17 protein-coding genes are annotated in these 15,891 nt (G+C 73.9%); 9 read left to right on the top strand and 8 right to left on the bottom strand.

From position 1 onward, the window contains the following. Window positions 1-30 precede the first annotated feature (30 nt). On the top strand, window positions 31-1,074 hold the full coding sequence (holA, locus tag KKR89_RS11275; RefSeq protein WP_372438533.1) for a DNA polymerase III subunit delta: 1,044 nt from the start codon (window positions 31-33) through the stop codon (window positions 1,072-1,074). A 29-nt stretch (window positions 1,075-1,103) separates the two neighbouring features. Here holA and KKR89_RS11270 read toward each other — a convergent pair whose 3' ends face one another. After that, window positions 1,104-1,718, bottom strand: coding sequence for an EAL domain-containing protein (locus KKR89_RS11270; protein WP_208195426.1), 615 nt, complete (start codon window positions 1,716-1,718; stop codon window positions 1,104-1,106). Window positions 1,719-1,833: 115 nt separating this feature from the next. Next, the gene (locus KKR89_RS11265) at window positions 1,834-2,562 is read right to left on the bottom strand and encodes an EAL domain-containing protein (RefSeq protein ID WP_208195425.1); all 729 of its coding nucleotides are present in this window, start codon (window positions 2,560-2,562) and stop codon (window positions 1,834-1,836) included. Between the two features lie 194 nt (window positions 2,563-2,756). On the opposite strand from KKR89_RS11265, the gene KKR89_RS18480 reads away from it, so the two are divergent. Further along, window positions 2,757-2,885 carry a hypothetical protein gene (locus KKR89_RS18480; protein ID WP_013117450.1) on the top strand — a complete coding sequence of 43 codons (129 nt, stop codon included), beginning with the start codon at window positions 2,757-2,759 and terminating at the stop codon, window positions 2,883-2,885. Between the two features lie 159 nt (window positions 2,886-3,044). Further along, window positions 3,045-4,373 (top strand): helix-turn-helix domain-containing protein, encoded by a 1,329-nt coding sequence (locus KKR89_RS11260; RefSeq protein ID WP_208195424.1) that lies wholly within the window; start codon window positions 3,045-3,047, stop codon window positions 4,371-4,373. A gap of 107 nt (window positions 4,374-4,480) precedes the next feature. Here the strand turns inward: KKR89_RS11260 and rpsT are convergent, their stop codons facing one another. Continuing rightward, window positions 4,481-4,741, bottom strand: a complete 261-nt coding sequence (gene rpsT / locus KKR89_RS11255; protein ID WP_191781979.1) for a 30S ribosomal protein S20 — start codon at window positions 4,739-4,741, stop codon at window positions 4,481-4,483. A 144-nt stretch (window positions 4,742-4,885) separates the two neighbouring features. Continuing rightward, a complete protein-coding gene (locus tag KKR89_RS11250; protein ID WP_251140859.1) occupies window positions 4,886-5,404 on the bottom strand; it encodes a type II toxin-antitoxin system PemK/MazF family toxin in 519 nt (172 codons plus the stop codon). A 135-nt stretch (window positions 5,405-5,539) separates the two neighbouring features. On the opposite strand from KKR89_RS11250, the gene KKR89_RS11245 reads away from it, so the two are divergent. Genes KKR89_RS11245 through KKR89_RS11235 form a run of 3 tightly spaced genes read left to right on the top strand, consistent with a single transcriptional unit; the run spans window position 5,540 to window position 8,879 of the window. Continuing rightward, window positions 5,540-7,120 (top strand): circularly permuted type 2 ATP-grasp protein, encoded by a 1,581-nt coding sequence (locus KKR89_RS11245; protein WP_208195423.1) that lies wholly within the window; start codon window positions 5,540-5,542, stop codon window positions 7,118-7,120. Beyond that, window positions 7,114-8,043, top strand: coding sequence for an alpha-E domain-containing protein (locus KKR89_RS11240; protein ID WP_191781985.1), 930 nt, complete (start codon window positions 7,114-7,116; stop codon window positions 8,041-8,043). Before KKR89_RS11245 ends, KKR89_RS11240 begins: the two co-directional genes overlap by 7 nt. Next, complete coding sequence (locus KKR89_RS11235; protein WP_208195422.1) at window positions 8,040-8,879, top strand: transglutaminase family protein; 840 nt, start codon at window positions 8,040-8,042, stop codon at window positions 8,877-8,879. Before KKR89_RS11240 ends, KKR89_RS11235 begins: the two co-directional genes overlap by 4 nt. Here KKR89_RS11235 and KKR89_RS11230 read toward each other — a convergent pair. Together KKR89_RS11230 and KKR89_RS11225 are read right to left on the bottom strand one after the other, a co-directional pair. Further along, entirely contained in the window at window positions 8,863-9,744 is an 882-nt protein-coding gene (locus tag KKR89_RS11230) for a class I SAM-dependent methyltransferase (protein WP_208195421.1), read from the bottom strand. The two genes, KKR89_RS11235 and KKR89_RS11230, sit on opposite strands and share 17 nt — an antisense overlap. Before the next feature lie 58 nt (window positions 9,745-9,802). Then, entirely contained in the window at window positions 9,803-10,540 is a 738-nt protein-coding gene (locus KKR89_RS11225) for a maleylpyruvate isomerase family mycothiol-dependent enzyme (protein WP_208195420.1), read from the bottom strand. Between the two features lie 161 nt (window positions 10,541-10,701). Between KKR89_RS11225 and lepA the strand changes: the two genes are divergently transcribed. Both lepA and hemW read left to right on the top strand, forming a co-directional pair. Next, the gene (gene lepA, locus KKR89_RS11220; protein WP_307802205.1) at window positions 10,702-12,603 is read left to right on the top strand and encodes a translation elongation factor 4; all 1,902 of its coding nucleotides are present in this window, start codon (window positions 10,702-10,704) and stop codon (window positions 12,601-12,603) included. Between the two features lie 31 nt (window positions 12,604-12,634). Next, window positions 12,635-13,873 (top strand): radical SAM family heme chaperone HemW, encoded by a 1,239-nt coding sequence (hemW, locus tag KKR89_RS11215; RefSeq protein WP_208195749.1) that lies wholly within the window; start codon window positions 12,635-12,637, stop codon window positions 13,871-13,873. Window positions 13,874-13,909: 36 nt separating this feature from the next. Here hemW and KKR89_RS11210 read toward each other — a convergent pair whose 3' ends face one another. Both KKR89_RS11210 and KKR89_RS11205 read right to left on the bottom strand, forming a co-directional pair. Next, entirely contained in the window at window positions 13,910-14,290 is a 381-nt protein-coding gene (locus KKR89_RS11210; protein ID WP_208195419.1) for a DUF4870 domain-containing protein, read from the bottom strand. Further along, the gene (locus KKR89_RS11205; RefSeq protein WP_208195418.1) at window positions 14,287-14,664 is read right to left on the bottom strand and encodes a DUF4870 domain-containing protein; all 378 of its coding nucleotides are present in this window, start codon (window positions 14,662-14,664) and stop codon (window positions 14,287-14,289) included. Before KKR89_RS11205 ends, KKR89_RS11210 begins: the two co-directional genes overlap by 4 nt. Window positions 14,665-14,871: 207 nt before the next feature. Between KKR89_RS11205 and KKR89_RS11200 the strand changes: the two genes are divergently transcribed. Beyond that, complete coding sequence (locus tag KKR89_RS11200) at window positions 14,872-15,852, top strand: hypothetical protein (RefSeq protein WP_208195417.1); 981 nt, start codon at window positions 14,872-14,874, stop codon at window positions 15,850-15,852. The last annotated feature ends 39 nt before the right edge of the window (window positions 15,853-15,891 follow it).

Raw genomic sequence — 15,891 nt, 5'->3', positions numbered from 1 at the left:
GGTGTCGGCGGCGCATGGCAGGCTGGGACCGTGGCCGCCCGCACCCCCGCACGCTCGTCCCGCTCCGGCGGATCCGCCCGTGGCCGCGCGGGCGGCGCGCCGGCCGGCATCCCCTGGACCCAGGCCGAGCCGGCTCCGGTCGTCCTGGTCAGCGGTGCCGAGCAGCTGCTGGCCGAGCGTGCGTGCGACCGCATCGTCGAGCTGGCGCGCGCGAACGACCCCGACGTCGAGGTCACGCGCGTGGACGCCGCCACGTACGCGACGGGCGACCTGACCGTCCTGACGAGCCCGTCGCTGTTCGCCGAGGCCAAGGTCGTGCTCGTCGAGGGCGTGGAGCGTGCCGGCGACGCGCTGCTCCTCGACGCGGAGGCCTACCTCGCGGCGCCCGTGCCGGACGTGGTGGTCGTGCTGCGGCACGCCGGCGGGCAGCGCGGCAAGCGCCTGCTGGACGCCGCGAAGCGTGAGCAGGTGCCGACGGTCGGTTGCGAGCCGGTGCGGAGCGACGCCGACAAGAGCGCCTTCGTCTCCGAGGAGCTCCGGCGCGCGGGTCGCCGCGCGGACGCCCGGGGTGTGCGCGCGTTGGTCGACGCCGTGGGCTCCGACCTGCGGGAGCTCGCCGCCGCGTGCGCGCAGCTCGTCGCGGACACCAGCGGCCTGATCGGTGAGGAGGCCGTGCAGCAGTACCACGGCGGGCGGGTGGAGGCCACGGGGTTCCAGGTCGCCGACGCCGCCGTCGCGGGGGACGCGGGCCGCGCCGTCGCGCTGCTGCGCCACGCCCTGGCGACCGGCCTGGACCCCGTGCCCGTCGTCGCGGCCGTCGCGGCCCGGCTCCGCACCCTGGCAAAGGTGGGCGCGGTCCGTGGGCGCGGCGCGGCCGCCGCCCGCGAGCTCGGCATGGCGCCGTGGCAGGTGGACCGGGCGACGCAGGACCTGCGCCGCTGGACCCCCGAGGGGCTCGCCGTCGCCATCGCCGCGGTCGCGCAGGCGGACGCCGAGGTCAAGGGCGAGGGGCGTGACCCGCGGTTCGCCGTGGAGCGTGCGGTGCTGCGCGTCGCCGCGGCCGTCGACCGCTGACACCCACGCCGCGCGCTCCCGGGTGCAGGTCAGGCGCCGATGAGCGCCGGTCGGCCCAGGGCGTAGCCCTGGAGCAGGTCGAAGCGCAGGTCGATGCAGTGCGCCCGCAGCTGCTCGTCCGCCACGCGCTCGGCGACCAGGCGCGCACCGCCGGTACGCGCCTCGCGCAGGCCGGCCTCGCCGAGGTGCTCGAGGTCGCGGCAGTCGACCTTGACGAAGTCGGCGTGACGGAGCATCGCGCACTGCGCGGGCGACGCCGTCCAGTCGTCGAGAGCCACGCGGTAGCCGTGGGCCCGCAGCCGGGCGAGACCGGCCAGCGTCGCGGCGTCGGCGGGCACGGACTCGACGACCTCCAGCACCAGGCGGTGGTCGGCCGGGGGCAGCGGGCGTTCGCCGACCAGGAAGGCCCGGGTGACGTTGACGAACACGAGACCGGTGCCGCACGGCGCGTGGTGCCCGTACAGCGTGTGCAGCACGGCGGCGGACGCCGCGTCCTGACGCGCCGGGGGCCAGCGGTCCACGCCTGCGGCGAGGCCGACGCGCGAGCGGTACAGGTACTCGTGCCCCAGCACACGGCCGTCGGGGCAGCTGATGGGCTGGCGCGCGACCGGCGCGTGCGGCGCCTCGACTCCGTGGTGGGTCACACCGTGGGAGAGCGCAGTACCGAAGGTTCATGACGCGGGTCGCGTCGGACTCACCCGTTCGGCCGCAGCGGGTGATCGCTGCGCCGGTCGGCAGGGGTGCCGGCGGGCCGGATGCTCAGTTGCCGACGAGGCGCGCGCCGGCGCGGTCGAGGACGCCCGCGCGCTCGATCAGGTTGCCCTGGAAGAGCGTGAAGCCCAGGTCCCGCGCGTGCCGCAGCACGTCGGGCGACTCGACGTACTCGGCGACGAGCATCGCGCCGAACGACCGCGCGACCCGGACGACCGGGTGCCCCTCGACGTCGAGGTCACGCACGTCGACCTTGACGAAGTCCACGTACGGCAGGAGTCGACGCTGCTCGGGACGGTCCGCGAACGCCGGCAGGGCGATCCGGAACCCCTCCTCCCGCAGCCGGCGCAGGCCGGCCAGGGCAGCCGCGTCGACGTCGGCGTTGGTGCTGACCTCGACGACGAGGCGGTCGGGCCGTGCGGGGATCGGCAGCTCGCCGAGCAGGTGCGCGCGCGGGCACCGGACGAACAGCAGGCGCCCGTGCGCGACGTGCTCGAGGTCCGCGCGTCCGAAGGTGGCCCGCAGCACGTGGTCGGTGGCGCGCTCGTGGTCGGCGCGGCCCCAGGTCCGCGCGACCTCGGGGTGGTGCCCCGGTGCGCGGTAGGAGAACTGGTAGGCGAACGGCCGACCGTGCGCCGAGTAGATGCCCTGGCGGGCCACGAGGACCGGTTCGTGCGCCACGTGCTGCTCCCAGGCACGCCGCAGCGCGCGCGGGATCGCCGCGTCGACCGCCGCGCCGAGCTGCGCGAGCGTCGAATCCGGGTCGTCGGATGTCATGGCGTCTATGACACCACAAGTCCGGACATGTGATCATCTGGTCGCAGGGTGGAATCCGGACGTACCCGTTCGGGTGCCGGGGTGTTCGCACGGATCGGGTGGATGTGTCACCCTGTCGGCGACGTGTCCCGACCCTGGCGGGCCGTCGACGTGACGTCCCCAGGGAGCACGGAGCCCCTTGACAGGAGAACGCCATGAAGCCCCTCACCAGTGCGATCGCCGCCCTCGCCATCGTCGGCTCGCTCGTCGTCGGCGCCCCCGCGGTCACCGCCTCCGTCTCGCTCAGCGGCGGGGCAAGCGGTTGCTGCAAGGACTTCGTCTGAGCGAGGTACCGATGGGTGCGGCGCGCGACGTCCGTCGGGCGCCGCACCCGTCCGGTACCAGGTCATGTCGGGAGTCTTCCGGCGGCACGCCGCGCGTACGACGTGCCGTGCGCGACAGGGGGATGGTATTCACGGACGTCATACGTACAATGACTTCTCATGACGACTATCGGTGACCGTGTGCGCGAGGCGCGGTTGGCTGCTGGGCTCTCCCAGACGGCCCTGGCGGGCAGCGCCTTCTCGCCCAGCTACATCTCTCTCATCGAGGCGGGGCACCGCGAACCCACGGACGCGGCCCTCGGCGTGCTGGCCGAACGGCTGGGCACCACCCTCGAGTTCCTCAAGCACGGCGAGGACGGGCCGAACGAGGCCCGCACCCGGCTGGAGCTCGACTACGCGCGACTGGACCTTGCCAGCGGCGACGCGGCCGGGGCCGCGCACCGCATCGCGGGGCTCGACCTGACGGTCGTCACGCCGGTGCTCCGGGTGGAGGCGCTCACGACCCTGGCGCGTGCCCACGAGCTCCTGGGGGAGCTCGAGACGGCGATCACCCTGCTCGAGCCGTTGCTCGCCGAGACGCAGCAGCGTCCCGACCACCTCCGCGCCGCGGTCCTCACCACGGCCCTCGTCGGGTGCTACCTCGAGGCCGGTGACCTGCACCGTGCCGTGGAGGTCGGTGAGCGCACGCTGGCGGACCTCGACAGCGCCGACCTCGTCGGGACGGACGAGCACCTGCGCCTGGCCTCGACGGTGCTGTGGGCCTACGTCGAGCGCGGCGACCTGCTCTACGCGACGCACCGGGCCGCCGAGCTGGTCCGCCTGGCGGAGTCGCTGGGCACGCCGCGCGGTCGCGGGAGCGTGTACTGGAACGCCGCGCTCGTGGCCGAGCAGCGCCGCGACTACGAGCTCGCGCAGCGGTACACGGAGCGCGCCCTCGCGCTGCTCTCCGAGGGCGAGCCGGACCGCGACCTGCCGCGGCTGCGGCTGAACTACGCGTGGCTCCTGCTGCGGTCCGAGCCGGCGGACCCCCGCGCGGCCCTGGCGCAGATCGACAAGGCGGAGCCGGGCCTGCAGGCCGTCGGGTCGTCGCTCGACGTCGCGCGCCTGCAGGTCGAGCGCTCCCGCGCGCACCTCATGCTCGGTGACGAGGCGGCGGCCGAGGCCGATGCCCGGGCGGCGCTGGCCGGTCTGGGGGATGCGCCGCGGCTCGAGACGGCGACGGCGCAGATCGCTCTGGGTGACGTGCTGGACGCGCGCGGCGACCACGAGGGGGCGGCGAAGGCGTTCCAGTGGGGCGCCGACATGCTGGGCATGATGGCGGCGACCCGGCACTCGGCCGGCGTGTGGCGCGACCTGGGGGACCGGTACCTGCGACGTGGTGACGTCGAGGCGGCGGCCCGGGCGTTCGACCGGGCGCTGCGCGAGGCTGGCTTCCAGCCGTCGGTGCCGACGGGTGCGCCGCGCGAGACGTGGTCGCTCGGCGGCTGACCGCCGTCGGACGACAGCGGAAGGGCGGCACCCCTCGGGGTGCCGCCCTTCCGCTGTTCGTACGGGACCTCGCGGTCCCTGCGCAGGTGGAAGCTGCGCGACCGGCCTCAGAGGCCGTTGACGGCCTTCGACAGCGCCGACTTGCGGTTGGCGGCCTGGTTGGCGTGGATCACGCCCTTGGACACCGCCTTGTCGAGCTTGCGGGCTGCGACGACGAGCGCAGTGCTCGCCGCCTCCTTGTCGCCACCGGCGACGGCCTCGCGGACGCGCCGCACGTACGTCTTCAGCTCCGACTTGACTGCCTTGTTGCGCAGCCGGGCCTTCTCGTTCGTGCCGATGCGCTTGATCTGGGACTTGATGTTCGCCACGTGTGAACTCTCTTGGCTAGGTCGCCGAAGCGATCTGACAGGTCGTAGAGGGCATGCGCAGCGCCGGGACTGGGGCGTGGGGACACCCTCGGGAAAGGCCTGCGCCCGCGCCCGCCGACCCGGACGGGCACGCGGTTCGACATCTTACCAGCCGTGGAGGCGACCGGCCGCACGCACCACCGCGGCGTACCGGTGGGGGTCCAGCGCCGCCCCCTCGCGGCGGACGTCCGCCGCAGGCAGCCGCAGGACGCGGTCGAGGCGCACCTCGCTCGGTCGTCCCTGCCGGTCCCACCCGCCCGTGCCGACGTCGAGCCAGACGCGTCCGTGCCTCGTCTCGTCGGCGGCGTCGCGGTCGTGGTCCTTGCTCGTGAGCATCAGCGCCACCACGGTCCCGCGCTCGACCGAGAGCACGAGCACGGGGCGGTCCTTGCCTCGCGCCGGGTCGTCCTCGTACGGGACCCACGTCCAGACGACCTCGCCGGGATCCGGCCTGCCGTCGGGCCTGGGCGCGTACGCGGCGGGGACGGCGTCGGTCGCCCTCGAGGGCGCGCGCGACGCCGGGGGACCGGCTGGTCGGGCCTGCCGCGCTCGCGCCGGCGAGCCCGCGGCCAGGAGCCTGCGGGCCACGTCCCGCAGGGTCGCGCCCCAGCGTCGGTCGGTCACGGTGGTCGAGCGTAGCCCGCCCCGACGGCCCGCCCACGGGCGTGGCCCGGTGCACGCGGCGCGGTCCGGCCGACACGGGTCGCGGCCCTCGCGCCACGTAACGCGACGTTGACACGAGCGGACTACATTCGCGACATGGCGGACCTCTTCGACGACTACCCGGCCGGGACCGCCTGGGACGAGATGATCGGCCCCGGGGGCGAGGTGCGTGCGGCGTACCGGCACGTGCACTCGGCGCTCGCGCAGCTGTCGGCCGATGAGCTCCGCGCCCGGGCCGACACGCTCGCGCGCTCCTACCTCAAGCAGGGCGTCACGTTCGACTTCGCGGGCGAGGAGCGACCGTTCCCCCTGGACGTCGTCCCCCGTGTGATGGCCGGCGACGAGTGGGAGCACGTAGCGCCCGGCGTGTCGCAGCGGGTGCGTGCGCTCGAGGCGTTCCTCGCGGACGTCTACGGGCCGCAGAAGGCGATCGCCGACGGCGTCGTGCCGCGGTCGGTCGTGGTGTCGTCCACGCACTTCCACCGCGCTGCCCGCGGGATCGAGCCCCCCAACGGCGTGCGGGTGCACGTCTCCGGCATCGACCTGGTCCGCGACTCCCTGGGCGGCTGGCGCGTGCTCGAGGACAACGTGCGCGTGCCGTCGGGCGTCAGCTACGTGCTGTCCAACCGCCGCGCGATGGCCCAGACCTTCCCCGAGCTCTTCGCGGCGCTGCGCATCCGGCCCGTCGTCGACTACTCCCGCCGGCTGCTCGCTGCGCTCACGGCCGCCGCGCCGCACGGCGTCGACGACCCCACCGTGGTGGTCCTGACACCGGGCGTGTTCAACTCCGCGTACTTCGAGCACACGCTCCTGGCCCGCACGATGGGCGTGGAGCTCGTCGAGGGCCGCGACCTGTACGTCTCGGGCGGGCGGGTGTGGATGCGCACGACCCAGGGACGCCGCCGGGTCGACGTCATCTACCGGCGCGTCGACGACGACTACATCGACCCGGTGACCTTCCGCTCGGACTCGTTCCTCGGGTGCCCCGGGCTCATGACGTGCGCGCGGCTCGGCAACGTGACGATCGCGAACGCGATCGGCAACGGCGTGGCCGACGACAAGCTGCTCTACACCTACGTCCCGGACCTCATCCGGTACCACCTGGGTGAGGAGCCGATCCTGCCGAACGTCGACACCTGGCGCCTGGAGGACCCGGGCGCGCTCGAGGAGGTCCTCGACCGGCTGGACGAGCTGGTCGTCAAGCCCGTCGACGGGTCGGGCGGCAAGGGCCTGGTCGTGGGACCGCGGGCGACGCGCGCCGAGCTCGACGTGCTGCGGGGCAGGCTGCGCGAGGACCCCCGCGGCTGGATCGCCCAGCCGGTGGTGCAGCTGTCGACGGTGCCGACGCTCGTCGAGGACGGCCTGCGCCCGCGGCACGTCGACCTGCGCCCGTTCGCCGTCAACGACGGCGACTCGGTCTACGTCCTGCCCGGTGGTCTGACGCGCGTGGCGCTCCCCGAGGGCGAGCTGGTCGTCAACTCCTCCCAGGGCGGCGGGTCGAAGGACACGTGGGTGCTGGGCGGCCGCGTCCCACGCCGCGCGCAGTCGCAGCGTCAGTCGCTGCCGCAGGCCGTGCCCAAGGACGCGTCGGTACCGATCGACTCCCACCCGTCGGACACGCGCCCGCAGGTCATGCAGCAGCAGCAGCAGCGCACGACGGGAGGCACGACGTGCTGAGCCGCATCGCGGAGTCGCTGTTCTGGATCGGCCGGTACGTCGAGCGCGCCGACGACACGGCGCGCCTGCTCGACGTGCACGTGCAGATCCTGCTCGAGGACCCGTGGGCGGAGGAGGACCTCGCCTGCCGGTCGCTGCTGTCCGTCATGGACCGCCCGGCGCCGCCTGCCGAGCTCGACGTGGGACGCGAGCACGTGCTCGACGTCCTCGGCTACGACCGGTTCTCGCCCTCGTCCATCGCCGGGGCGCTCGTCGCCGCGCGGGAGAACGCGCGGCGCGCACGCGAGATCGTCTCGACCGAGCTGTGGGAGTGCCTCAACACGAGCTGGAACCAGCTGCCGTCGCAGATGCGTCCGGCGCGACCGCACGACTACTTCACGTGGGTGCGCGAGCGCGCCGCGATCGTCACGGGGATCGTGGAGTCGACGACGTCGCGCGACGACACGTGGCACTTCATGGTCCTGGGCCGCTCGATCGAGCGTGCCGACATGACCGCGCGGCTGCTGACGACGCGCGCGCTGGCGGGATCCGCGGGGCCGAGCTGGGCCACGCTGCTGCGCTCGTGCGGTGCGCACGAGGCGTTCCTGCGGACCTACCGGGGCAACACGTCGGACGAGCGCGCGGCGGGGTTCCTGCTGCTCGACCGGCTCTTCCCGCGCTCGATCGTCTACTCGCTGAACCAGGCCGAGGCGTCCCTGTCGGCGCTCGAGCCCGTCGTGGACCGCACGACCATCGACGACGCACGGCGGCACATCGGCCTCGTGCGCACGAACTTGGAGTACCGGCCGCTGCTCGAGATCGTCGACGCGCTCCCGCGCGAGATGGAGCTCGTGCAGCGGGCGTGCTCGGCGGCGTCCGACGCGATCCGCGCGCGGTACTTCCCGTCGGGTGCAGAGCTGACGTGGGTCGGGGAGGCGCTGTGAGCAGGCTGAGGATCGTCCACACGTCGATGTTCCGGTACACCGACCCCGTGGTCGCGTCGTACAACGAGGCGCGCATGACCCCGCTGTCCCAGCCCGGTCAGTCGGTCCTGGAGACGCGCCTCGACATCCACCCGCAGACGTGGATGCACGACTACCGGGACTACTGGGGCACGCAGGTCACGGCGTTCGAGGTCCTCGCGCCCCACCAGTCGCTGCTGCTGACCGCGGAGCACCTCGTCGAGGTCGTCGAGCGCCCCGGTCCCTCGTCGTCGGTGGGCTGGGACGTCCTGCACGGTCCCGAGGTGCGCGACCGGCTGTCCGAGCACCTTGCGGACACCACCACCACCGAGGTGCCCGAGGAGGTCGCGGCGATCGCGCGCCGCGCCGCGGCCGACCTCGCGCCGTCGGAGGCCGCCGAGGCGGTGTGCCTCGCGGTGCGGGACGAGCTCGAGTACATCCCTGGCGTGACCACCGTCCACACGCCGGCCGCCGAGGCGTGGACCAAGCGCACCGGTGTCTGCCAGGACATGGCGCACCTCACGCTGGGTGCGCTGCGGTCGGTCGGCATCCCGGCGCGCTACGTGTCCGGCTACCTGCACCCCGACACGTCCGGCGAGATCGGGGCGACGGTCACGGGCGAGTCGCACGCGTGGGTCGAGTGGTGGACGGGGGAGTGGACCGGGTACGACCCGACCAACCGGGTCCGCGCCGGTGAGCAGCACGTCGTGCTCGGGCGCGGGCGGTGCTACGACGACGTGCCGCCCCTGCGCGGCATCTACGCGGGCCTGCAGACGCAGGACCTGGTGGTGAAGGTGAAGATCACCCGCGAGGCGTGAGCCGGGCGGTGAGCGTGAACGACGCCGGGAGCCGCTCGGGCCGGTCCGACAGGCGCCACTCGCCGGTCTCCTGGTCGTACGTCATCAGGCCGGCGAGCGACTCCCACGGCACGCTGTCGTGCTCGTGCAGCCCGGTGATCTCCATGCCGGCACCCAGCACGGCCGTCACGATCTCTCCGAGGCCGTGGTTCCACTCGACCGACAGCGGGGCCGCGACGGGCTCGCCGCCGGTGTAGGTGAACGTGTCGTTCCACTCCAGCGGCTCGGGCTGCTCGAAGTACGACAGCTCCAGGGCGGGCGTCGCCGTGCCGGGACCGCTGATCCAGGACTGCTGCGACCGGTCGGGGTGCTCGGCGCCGACCACCATCCCCAGGGACGCGAGCAGGACGGGGTGCGCGTCGCGGACGAACAGCCGCCCGCCCGGGCGCAGCAGCCCCGCGACGGTCTTCGCCCAGCGGTCGATGCTCGGCAGCCAGCACAGCGCGCCGATGCCGGTGTACACGAGGTCGAACCGCGCCGGCCCCAGCACCTCGACCGCGTCGTACACGTCCGACACGACGTACTCGACGTCGGTCCCGGCGCGGGCTGCCAGGTCCTGCGCGGCCGCGATCGCGTCGCCCGACAGGTCGAGGCCGGTGACCCTGGCCCCGAGCCGCGCGAGGCTCAGGGTGTCGGTGCCGAGGTGGCACTGCAGGTGCACGGCGTCCAGACCGTCGATGTCGCCGAGGAGCGGCAGGTCGAACCGCACGACACCCGACAGCGCCGTCGGGTCGGCGACGAGCTCGTGCGTCCCGTACCCGTTCGCGAGGTGCACCGGCACCCGCGCGTCCCAGTTGGCGCGGTTGATCGCCAGGTAGTCGTCCATGCGGGGACCGTAGTCCCGCTGCGGTCCGCCGCGCGCGAGGATTGCGCGTGCGAGGAGGTCAGGGGGTCAGGCCGCCTCCCAGTGCCGTCCGCAGGGCGGCACGGTCGCCCGTCACCGCGAGGTGCGGGTCGTCGGGCGTCGTGCGCCCCCACAGCAGCAGCGCGAGCGAGGCCGCCGGACCGGCCACCTCGCCGACGGGGGCCGCGGGCGCGTCGTCGTCGGCGTGCACGGTCCACGTCCGGTCCGCGTCCGTCGCGACGAGGCGGACCCGCACGGGCGGTGCCGCGGACCGGCCGAGGCGCACCTGGCGCGGGTGCATCACGTGCACGACCTCGTCGACCGTGTCGGCCCACAGCGCGGCGGGGACGTCCATCGGCAGCCCTCCGGCCGTCCGCAGGTCCCACAGGTGGACGAGCGTCTCGTGCACCTGGCGCCGGTGCCAGAACCGCACGACGCCGCTGTCGTCGAGCGTCCACGCGGGCGAGTCCGGATCGAGCGTCTCGAGGGCGGCGCGCAGCTCGGCGGCCTGCGTGGCGTAGAGCTCGTGGAGGACGAACGGCCCGCGTCCCAGCGGGGTCTCCTGCCGGCGTCGTGCCTGGCCGGCCGCCCAGTGGTGGATGCGGGCGAGGTGCACGACGAGGTTGCGCACGCGCCAGCGGCCGCACCACGGGACGCGCACCGTCGGGTCGACCTCGTCGACCGACACGAGGAAGGCGTCCTGCAGCGCGGCGAGGGCCCGCAGATCCGGGGCCTGGAGATCGACGGCCGGCGATGCGCCGCCCACGTCGTGCGTCATGGGACCATGGTGGGGTCCGCCACCGACACCCGACAGGGTGGCGTCGGCCTCCGGGCGTCGGCTTCCTGCCGACGGCGCCGGACGCCCGCGGGTGCCGCGGTGCCCAGCGCCACCGTCGCCCGACCGTCGACCCACCCGTCCAGAAGCCGGAGAACGCCGAGTTGCCGATCCCGTCCGCCACCGCCGCCGAGGCCATCCGCCCCTCGGCGACCGCTCCCGAGCTGCTGCGCAACTTCTGCATCATCGCGCACATCGACCACGGCAAGTCGACGCTGGCCGACCGGATGCTGCAGCTGACGGGCGTCGTGGACGCGCGCGCCATGCGTGCGCAGTACCTCGACCGCATGGACATCGAGCGCGAGCGCGGCATCACGATCAAGTCGCAGGCCGTCCGCATGCCGTGGGGCGTCGCGGACGCCTCAGGCACCGTGCAGCCGTACGCGCTGAACATGATCGACACGCCCGGCCACGTGGACTTCACCTACGAGGTGTCGCGCTCGCTCGCCGCGTGCGAGGGGGCCGTGCTGCTCGTCGACGCCGCGCAGGGCATCGAGGCGCAGACGCTCGCGAACCTGTACCTCGCGATGGAGAACGACCTCCAGATCATCCCGGTGCTCAACAAGATCGACCTGCCCGCCGCGCAGCCGGACAAGTACGCCGAGGAGCTCGCCAACCTCGTGGGCGGGGACCCCGCCGACGTGCTGCGGGTCTCGGGCAAGACCGGCGTGGGCGTCGAGCCGCTCCTCGACCGGATCGTCGAGCTCGTGCCGCCGCCCGTCGGCGACGCGGACGCGCCGGCCCGCGCCATGATCTTCGACTCGGTGTACGACACCTACCGCGGTGTCGTCACCTACGTGCGCGTCATCGACGGCCGCCTCGACCCGCGCGAGAAGATCGTCATGATGTCGACCCGTGCGACGCACGAGCTGCTCGAGATCGGCGTCACGTCGCCCGAGCCCGTGCCGACCAAGGGCCTCGGCGTCGGCGAGGTCGGGTACCTCATCACCGGGGTGAAGGACGTGCGTCAGTCGAAGGTCGGCGACACGGTCACCAACTACGCCAAGCCCGCGTCCGAGGCGCTGGGCGGGTACTCCGAGCCGAAGCCCATGGTCTTCTCAGGGCTGTACCCCATCGACGGCTCGGACTACCCGGTGCTGCGCGAGGCCCTCGACAAGCTCAAGCTCAACGACGCGGCCCTGAACTACGAGCCCGAGACCTCGGTGGCGCTGGGCTTCGGCTTCCGCGTCGGGTTCCTGGGCCTGCTGCACCTCGAGATCGTGCGTGAGCGCCTCGAGCGCGAGTTCGACCTCGACCTCATCTCGACGGCGCCGAACGTCATCTACGACGTCACGCTCGAGGACCACACCGAGATCGTCGTCACGAACCCCAGCGAGTACCCGGCGGGCAAGATCCGCGAGGTGCGCGAGCCGATGGTCAGGGCCACCATCCTCACGCCGAGCGAGTTCGTCGGGACGATCATGGAGCTGTGCCAGGGCCGGCGCGGCGAGCTGCAGGGCATGGACTACCTGTCCGAGGAGCGCGTCGAGATGCGCTACGTCCTGCCGATGGCCGAGATCGTGTTCGACTTCTTCGACCACCTCAAGTCCAAGACGCGCGGGTACGCGAGCCTCGACTACGAGCCCACGGGCGACCAGGCGGCCGACCTCGTCAAGGTCGACATCCTGCTGCAGGGCGAGCAGGTCGACGCGTTCAGCGCCATCGTCCACAAGGACAAGGCCTACGCCTACGGCGTCTCGATGACCGCGAAGCTCAAGGAGCTCATCCCGCGCCAGCAGTTCGAGGTGCCGATCCAGGCGGCCATCGGCTCGCGGATCATCGCGCGCGAGACGATCCGGGCCATGCGCAAGGACGTCCTGGCCAAGTGCTACGGCGGCGACATCTCCCGCAAGCGCAAGCTGCTGGAGAAGCAGAAGGAGGGCAAGAAGCGCATGAAGACCATCGGTCGGGTCGACGTGCCGCAGGAGGCCTTCATCGCCGCGCTGTCGTCCGACGCCGCGGGCAGCAGCAGCAGCAAGGACGCGAAGGACGCGAAGAAGAAGTGAGCCGGTGGCACCCCCGCGCGGGGGGCCTGCGGTGAGCCCCGCGCTGCCCGAGGGCGACCCGGCGCCGCCGGACGGCGCGCTGCCCGCCTCGGCCGCGCGGGGCGCGGACGCGCGCGCGTTCGGCGTGTACCTGCACGTGCCGTTCTGCGCGGTGCGGTGCGGGTACTGCGACTTCAACACCTACACCGCCACCGAGCTGGGCGGCGGCGCGAGCCTCGCGGCGTACGCCACGACGGCGCTGGGGGAGATGGCGCTCGCGGACCGCGTGCTACGCACGGCGGGGCTGCCGGCGCGGCCCGTCGCCACGGTCTTCGTGGGGGGCGGCACCCCGACGCTGCTGCCCGTCGACGACCTCGTCCGGCTCCTGGACGGTGTGCGCAGCACCTGGGGACTGGCCCCGGGGGCAGAGGTCACGACCGAGGCCAACCCCGACTCGGTGACACCGGACGGCCTGGCGCGGCTCGCGGCCGCGGGCTTCACGCGCGTGTCCTTCGGCATGCAGTCCGCCGTGCCGCACGTCCTGCGCACCCTCGAGCGCACGCACGACCCGGCGCGGGTCCCCGACGTCGTGCGGTGGGCGCGCGACGCGGGCCTGCGGGTCTCGCTCGACCTCATCTACGGCACACCGGGAGAGTCGCTGGACGACTGGCGGCGTTCCGTGGAGGTCGCGCTCGCCACGGGCGTGGACCACGTCAGCGCCTACGCGCTCGTCGTCGAGGCGGGGACGCGGATGGCGGTGCAGGTGCGCCGCGGCGAGCTGACCCTGCCCGATGAGGACGACCAGGCGGCGAAGTACGAGCTGGCGGACGACCTGCTGACGGGCGCGGGGCTGCGCTGGTACGAGGTGAGCAACTGGGCGCGCACGCCCGACGACGCCTCACGCCACAACCTGGGCTACTGGCGCGGTGACGACTGGTGGGGCGTCGGGCCCGGCGCGCACAGCCACGTGGGCGGCGTCCGGTGGTGGAACGTCAAGCACCCCCGCGCCTACGCCGACCGGCTGGCGCGCGGGCTGAGCCCGGCCGCCGGTCGCGAGCTCGTCGCCGGTGACACGGCGGCGCTCGAGCGGGTCATGCTCGGCGTCCGGATCGCCGACGGCCTGCCGCTGCAGGACGTGCCCGCCGCCACCCGGCCCGCGGTGGCCGGGCTCGTCGCCGACGGGCTCGTCGACGCGCGGGCCGCGCTGGGGGCCGACGGGCCGCGGCGGGTCGTGCTCACGCGGCGCGGCCGCCTGCTCGCCGACGCCGTGGTCCGGGCGCTCGTCGTCTGACGGGCCGGCGCCCGGACGTCCCCCACCCGCGGGAGCTCAGGTGACCAGACGCAGCGTGGCGGGGTAGCGGTACCACTCCCACCGGTTGGCCGCGACGGCGGCCACGATGCACAGCACGACCCAGGCGACGAGCACGCCGAGGAGGAGCGGCGTCGCCAGGCCGAAGGTGACCACCGTGAGGACGGCCGCGGCGACGAGCGCGAGCAGCGCCGTGATCTGGAAGTTGAGCGACTCCTTGGCGTGGTGCTCGAGGAACGCGCCACGGCCACGGAACACCAGCCAGACGACCAGCGGCACGACGAAGCCCGGTCCGAGCAGCGGCAGCACGTGGACGAGGATCGCCCACGTGCGCTCCTCGTCGGGGCGCAGCGGCGGTGCCGGCGGTGGCGGTGTCCACGCCGGGGGTGCGGCGCTCACCGGACCAGCTCGAGGCTGAACGGGTACCGGTAGGAACCGCCGCGGTACGCGGCTGCCGCGGCGAGGATCGACAGCACGAGTGCGACGATCCCGACCGCGAGCTTGCCGATCCACCCGACGACGCCGATGACGGGGAACTGCTCGACGACGTGCAGGACCACCATGGCGATGAGCGCGGTGAGCTGGAAGTTCAGCGCCACGCGCGCCTCCCGGGCGACCGCCGGGTCCTGGTCGCGCTGCACGAGCCACACGACGAGCGAGGCCACCCACCCGACGAAGAGGTAGGTCAGCACGCCGCCGAGGTGCGCCGCCATCGCGAGGGTGGCGCCCTGCGCGGACCGCGCGGGCGGGGTGGGACGAGGGTCGTAGGACACGTGCGCTCCCGGGGTCGTCGGCGGTGCGGTCATGGCGCGGCGTCGTCGCAGGTCGGCTGCGGGCCGCGGGCGCCGCGCCCCGCAGCGTACCGGCGCGGTGCAGGACGCGCCCCGTCGTGCGGCGCGGTGCCTTGACACGTTCTGAGACGTTTCGGTTCGCTGTCGTGCGGGACGTGTCCACGTCCCGCCAGGTGCCAGGAGGCCCGCATGACCGAGAACACCGGCGGGACCCCGCCGAGCGACGACGACGCGAGCGTCCCGCCGCCGCCCCCGCCCGCCTACGGGCAGCCGACGGGCGGCGTCCCGCCCACGCCGCCCCCCGCCGGGAGCGGCTACCCGCCGCCCGCGTACGGCACGCCGGGCGGCGCGCCGGGCGCCTACCCGCCGCCCGGCTCGCCCTACCCGCCGCCCGGCTCGCCCTACGGGCAGCCCGGCGGCCAGCAGCCCTACAGCCAGCAGCCCTACGGCCAGCAGCCCTACGGCCAGCCGTACGTCCCGCCGCCCGGCCAGGTCGACATCGGCGCCGGCTTCTCGTGGGCGTTCACGAAGTTCGGTCAGAACTGGGCGGCGTTCGTCCTGGGCGGGCTCGCCTGGTTCGTCGTCATCATCGTGGTCGCCGTCATCGGGATGAGCCTCGTCGGGGGCGTCGCGGCGCTCACGGGCGGGAGGGACGGGGTCGCGGGCGCTGCGGCGGGCGTCGGTGCGTCGATCGGCATCGCGATCTTCGTGGCGCTCGTCGTGCTGCTGCTGGTGCTCTTCAGCGCCGCGTTCATCAAGGCGGCGCTGCGGGTCGCGGACGGGCGCGCGCTGTCGGCGGACTACCTGTTCGACACGTCGTACCTCGCACAGCTCGTCGTCCTGGCCCTCATCCTCGGGGCCGTCGGCCTGGTCGCGAGCCTCGTCCCCATCATCGGCCAGCTCGCGTTCGTCGTCGTCGGGTTCTTCGTGTTCTACGCCGTCGTCGCCATCGTCGATCGCGGCCAGAGCGCCGTCGAGGCCATCCGGACCAGCGTGGCGCTGCAGACGCGCGACCTGGGCACGGGGGTGCTCGTGTACCTGGTCGTGGCGGTCGTGAGCTGGATCGGGAGCGCGGTCTGCGGCATCGGCGTGCTCGTGTCGCTGCCGGTGGGCGCGCTGATCATGGTCTACGCGTACCGGCGGCTGACGGGCGGGCAGATCGCAGCCTGACGGTCGGCGCAGGCACGCAGGGCCCGTCCGGCGCACGGG

The organism is Cellulomonas dongxiuzhuiae, assembly GCF_018623035.1.
In the GTDB taxonomy this organism is placed as follows: domain Bacteria; phylum Actinomycetota; class Actinomycetes; order Actinomycetales; family Cellulomonadaceae; genus Cellulomonas; species Cellulomonas dongxiuzhuiae.
Note: the sequence above shows the minus strand (reverse complement) of the source record. Positions and strands in the feature narration are given on the sequence as shown.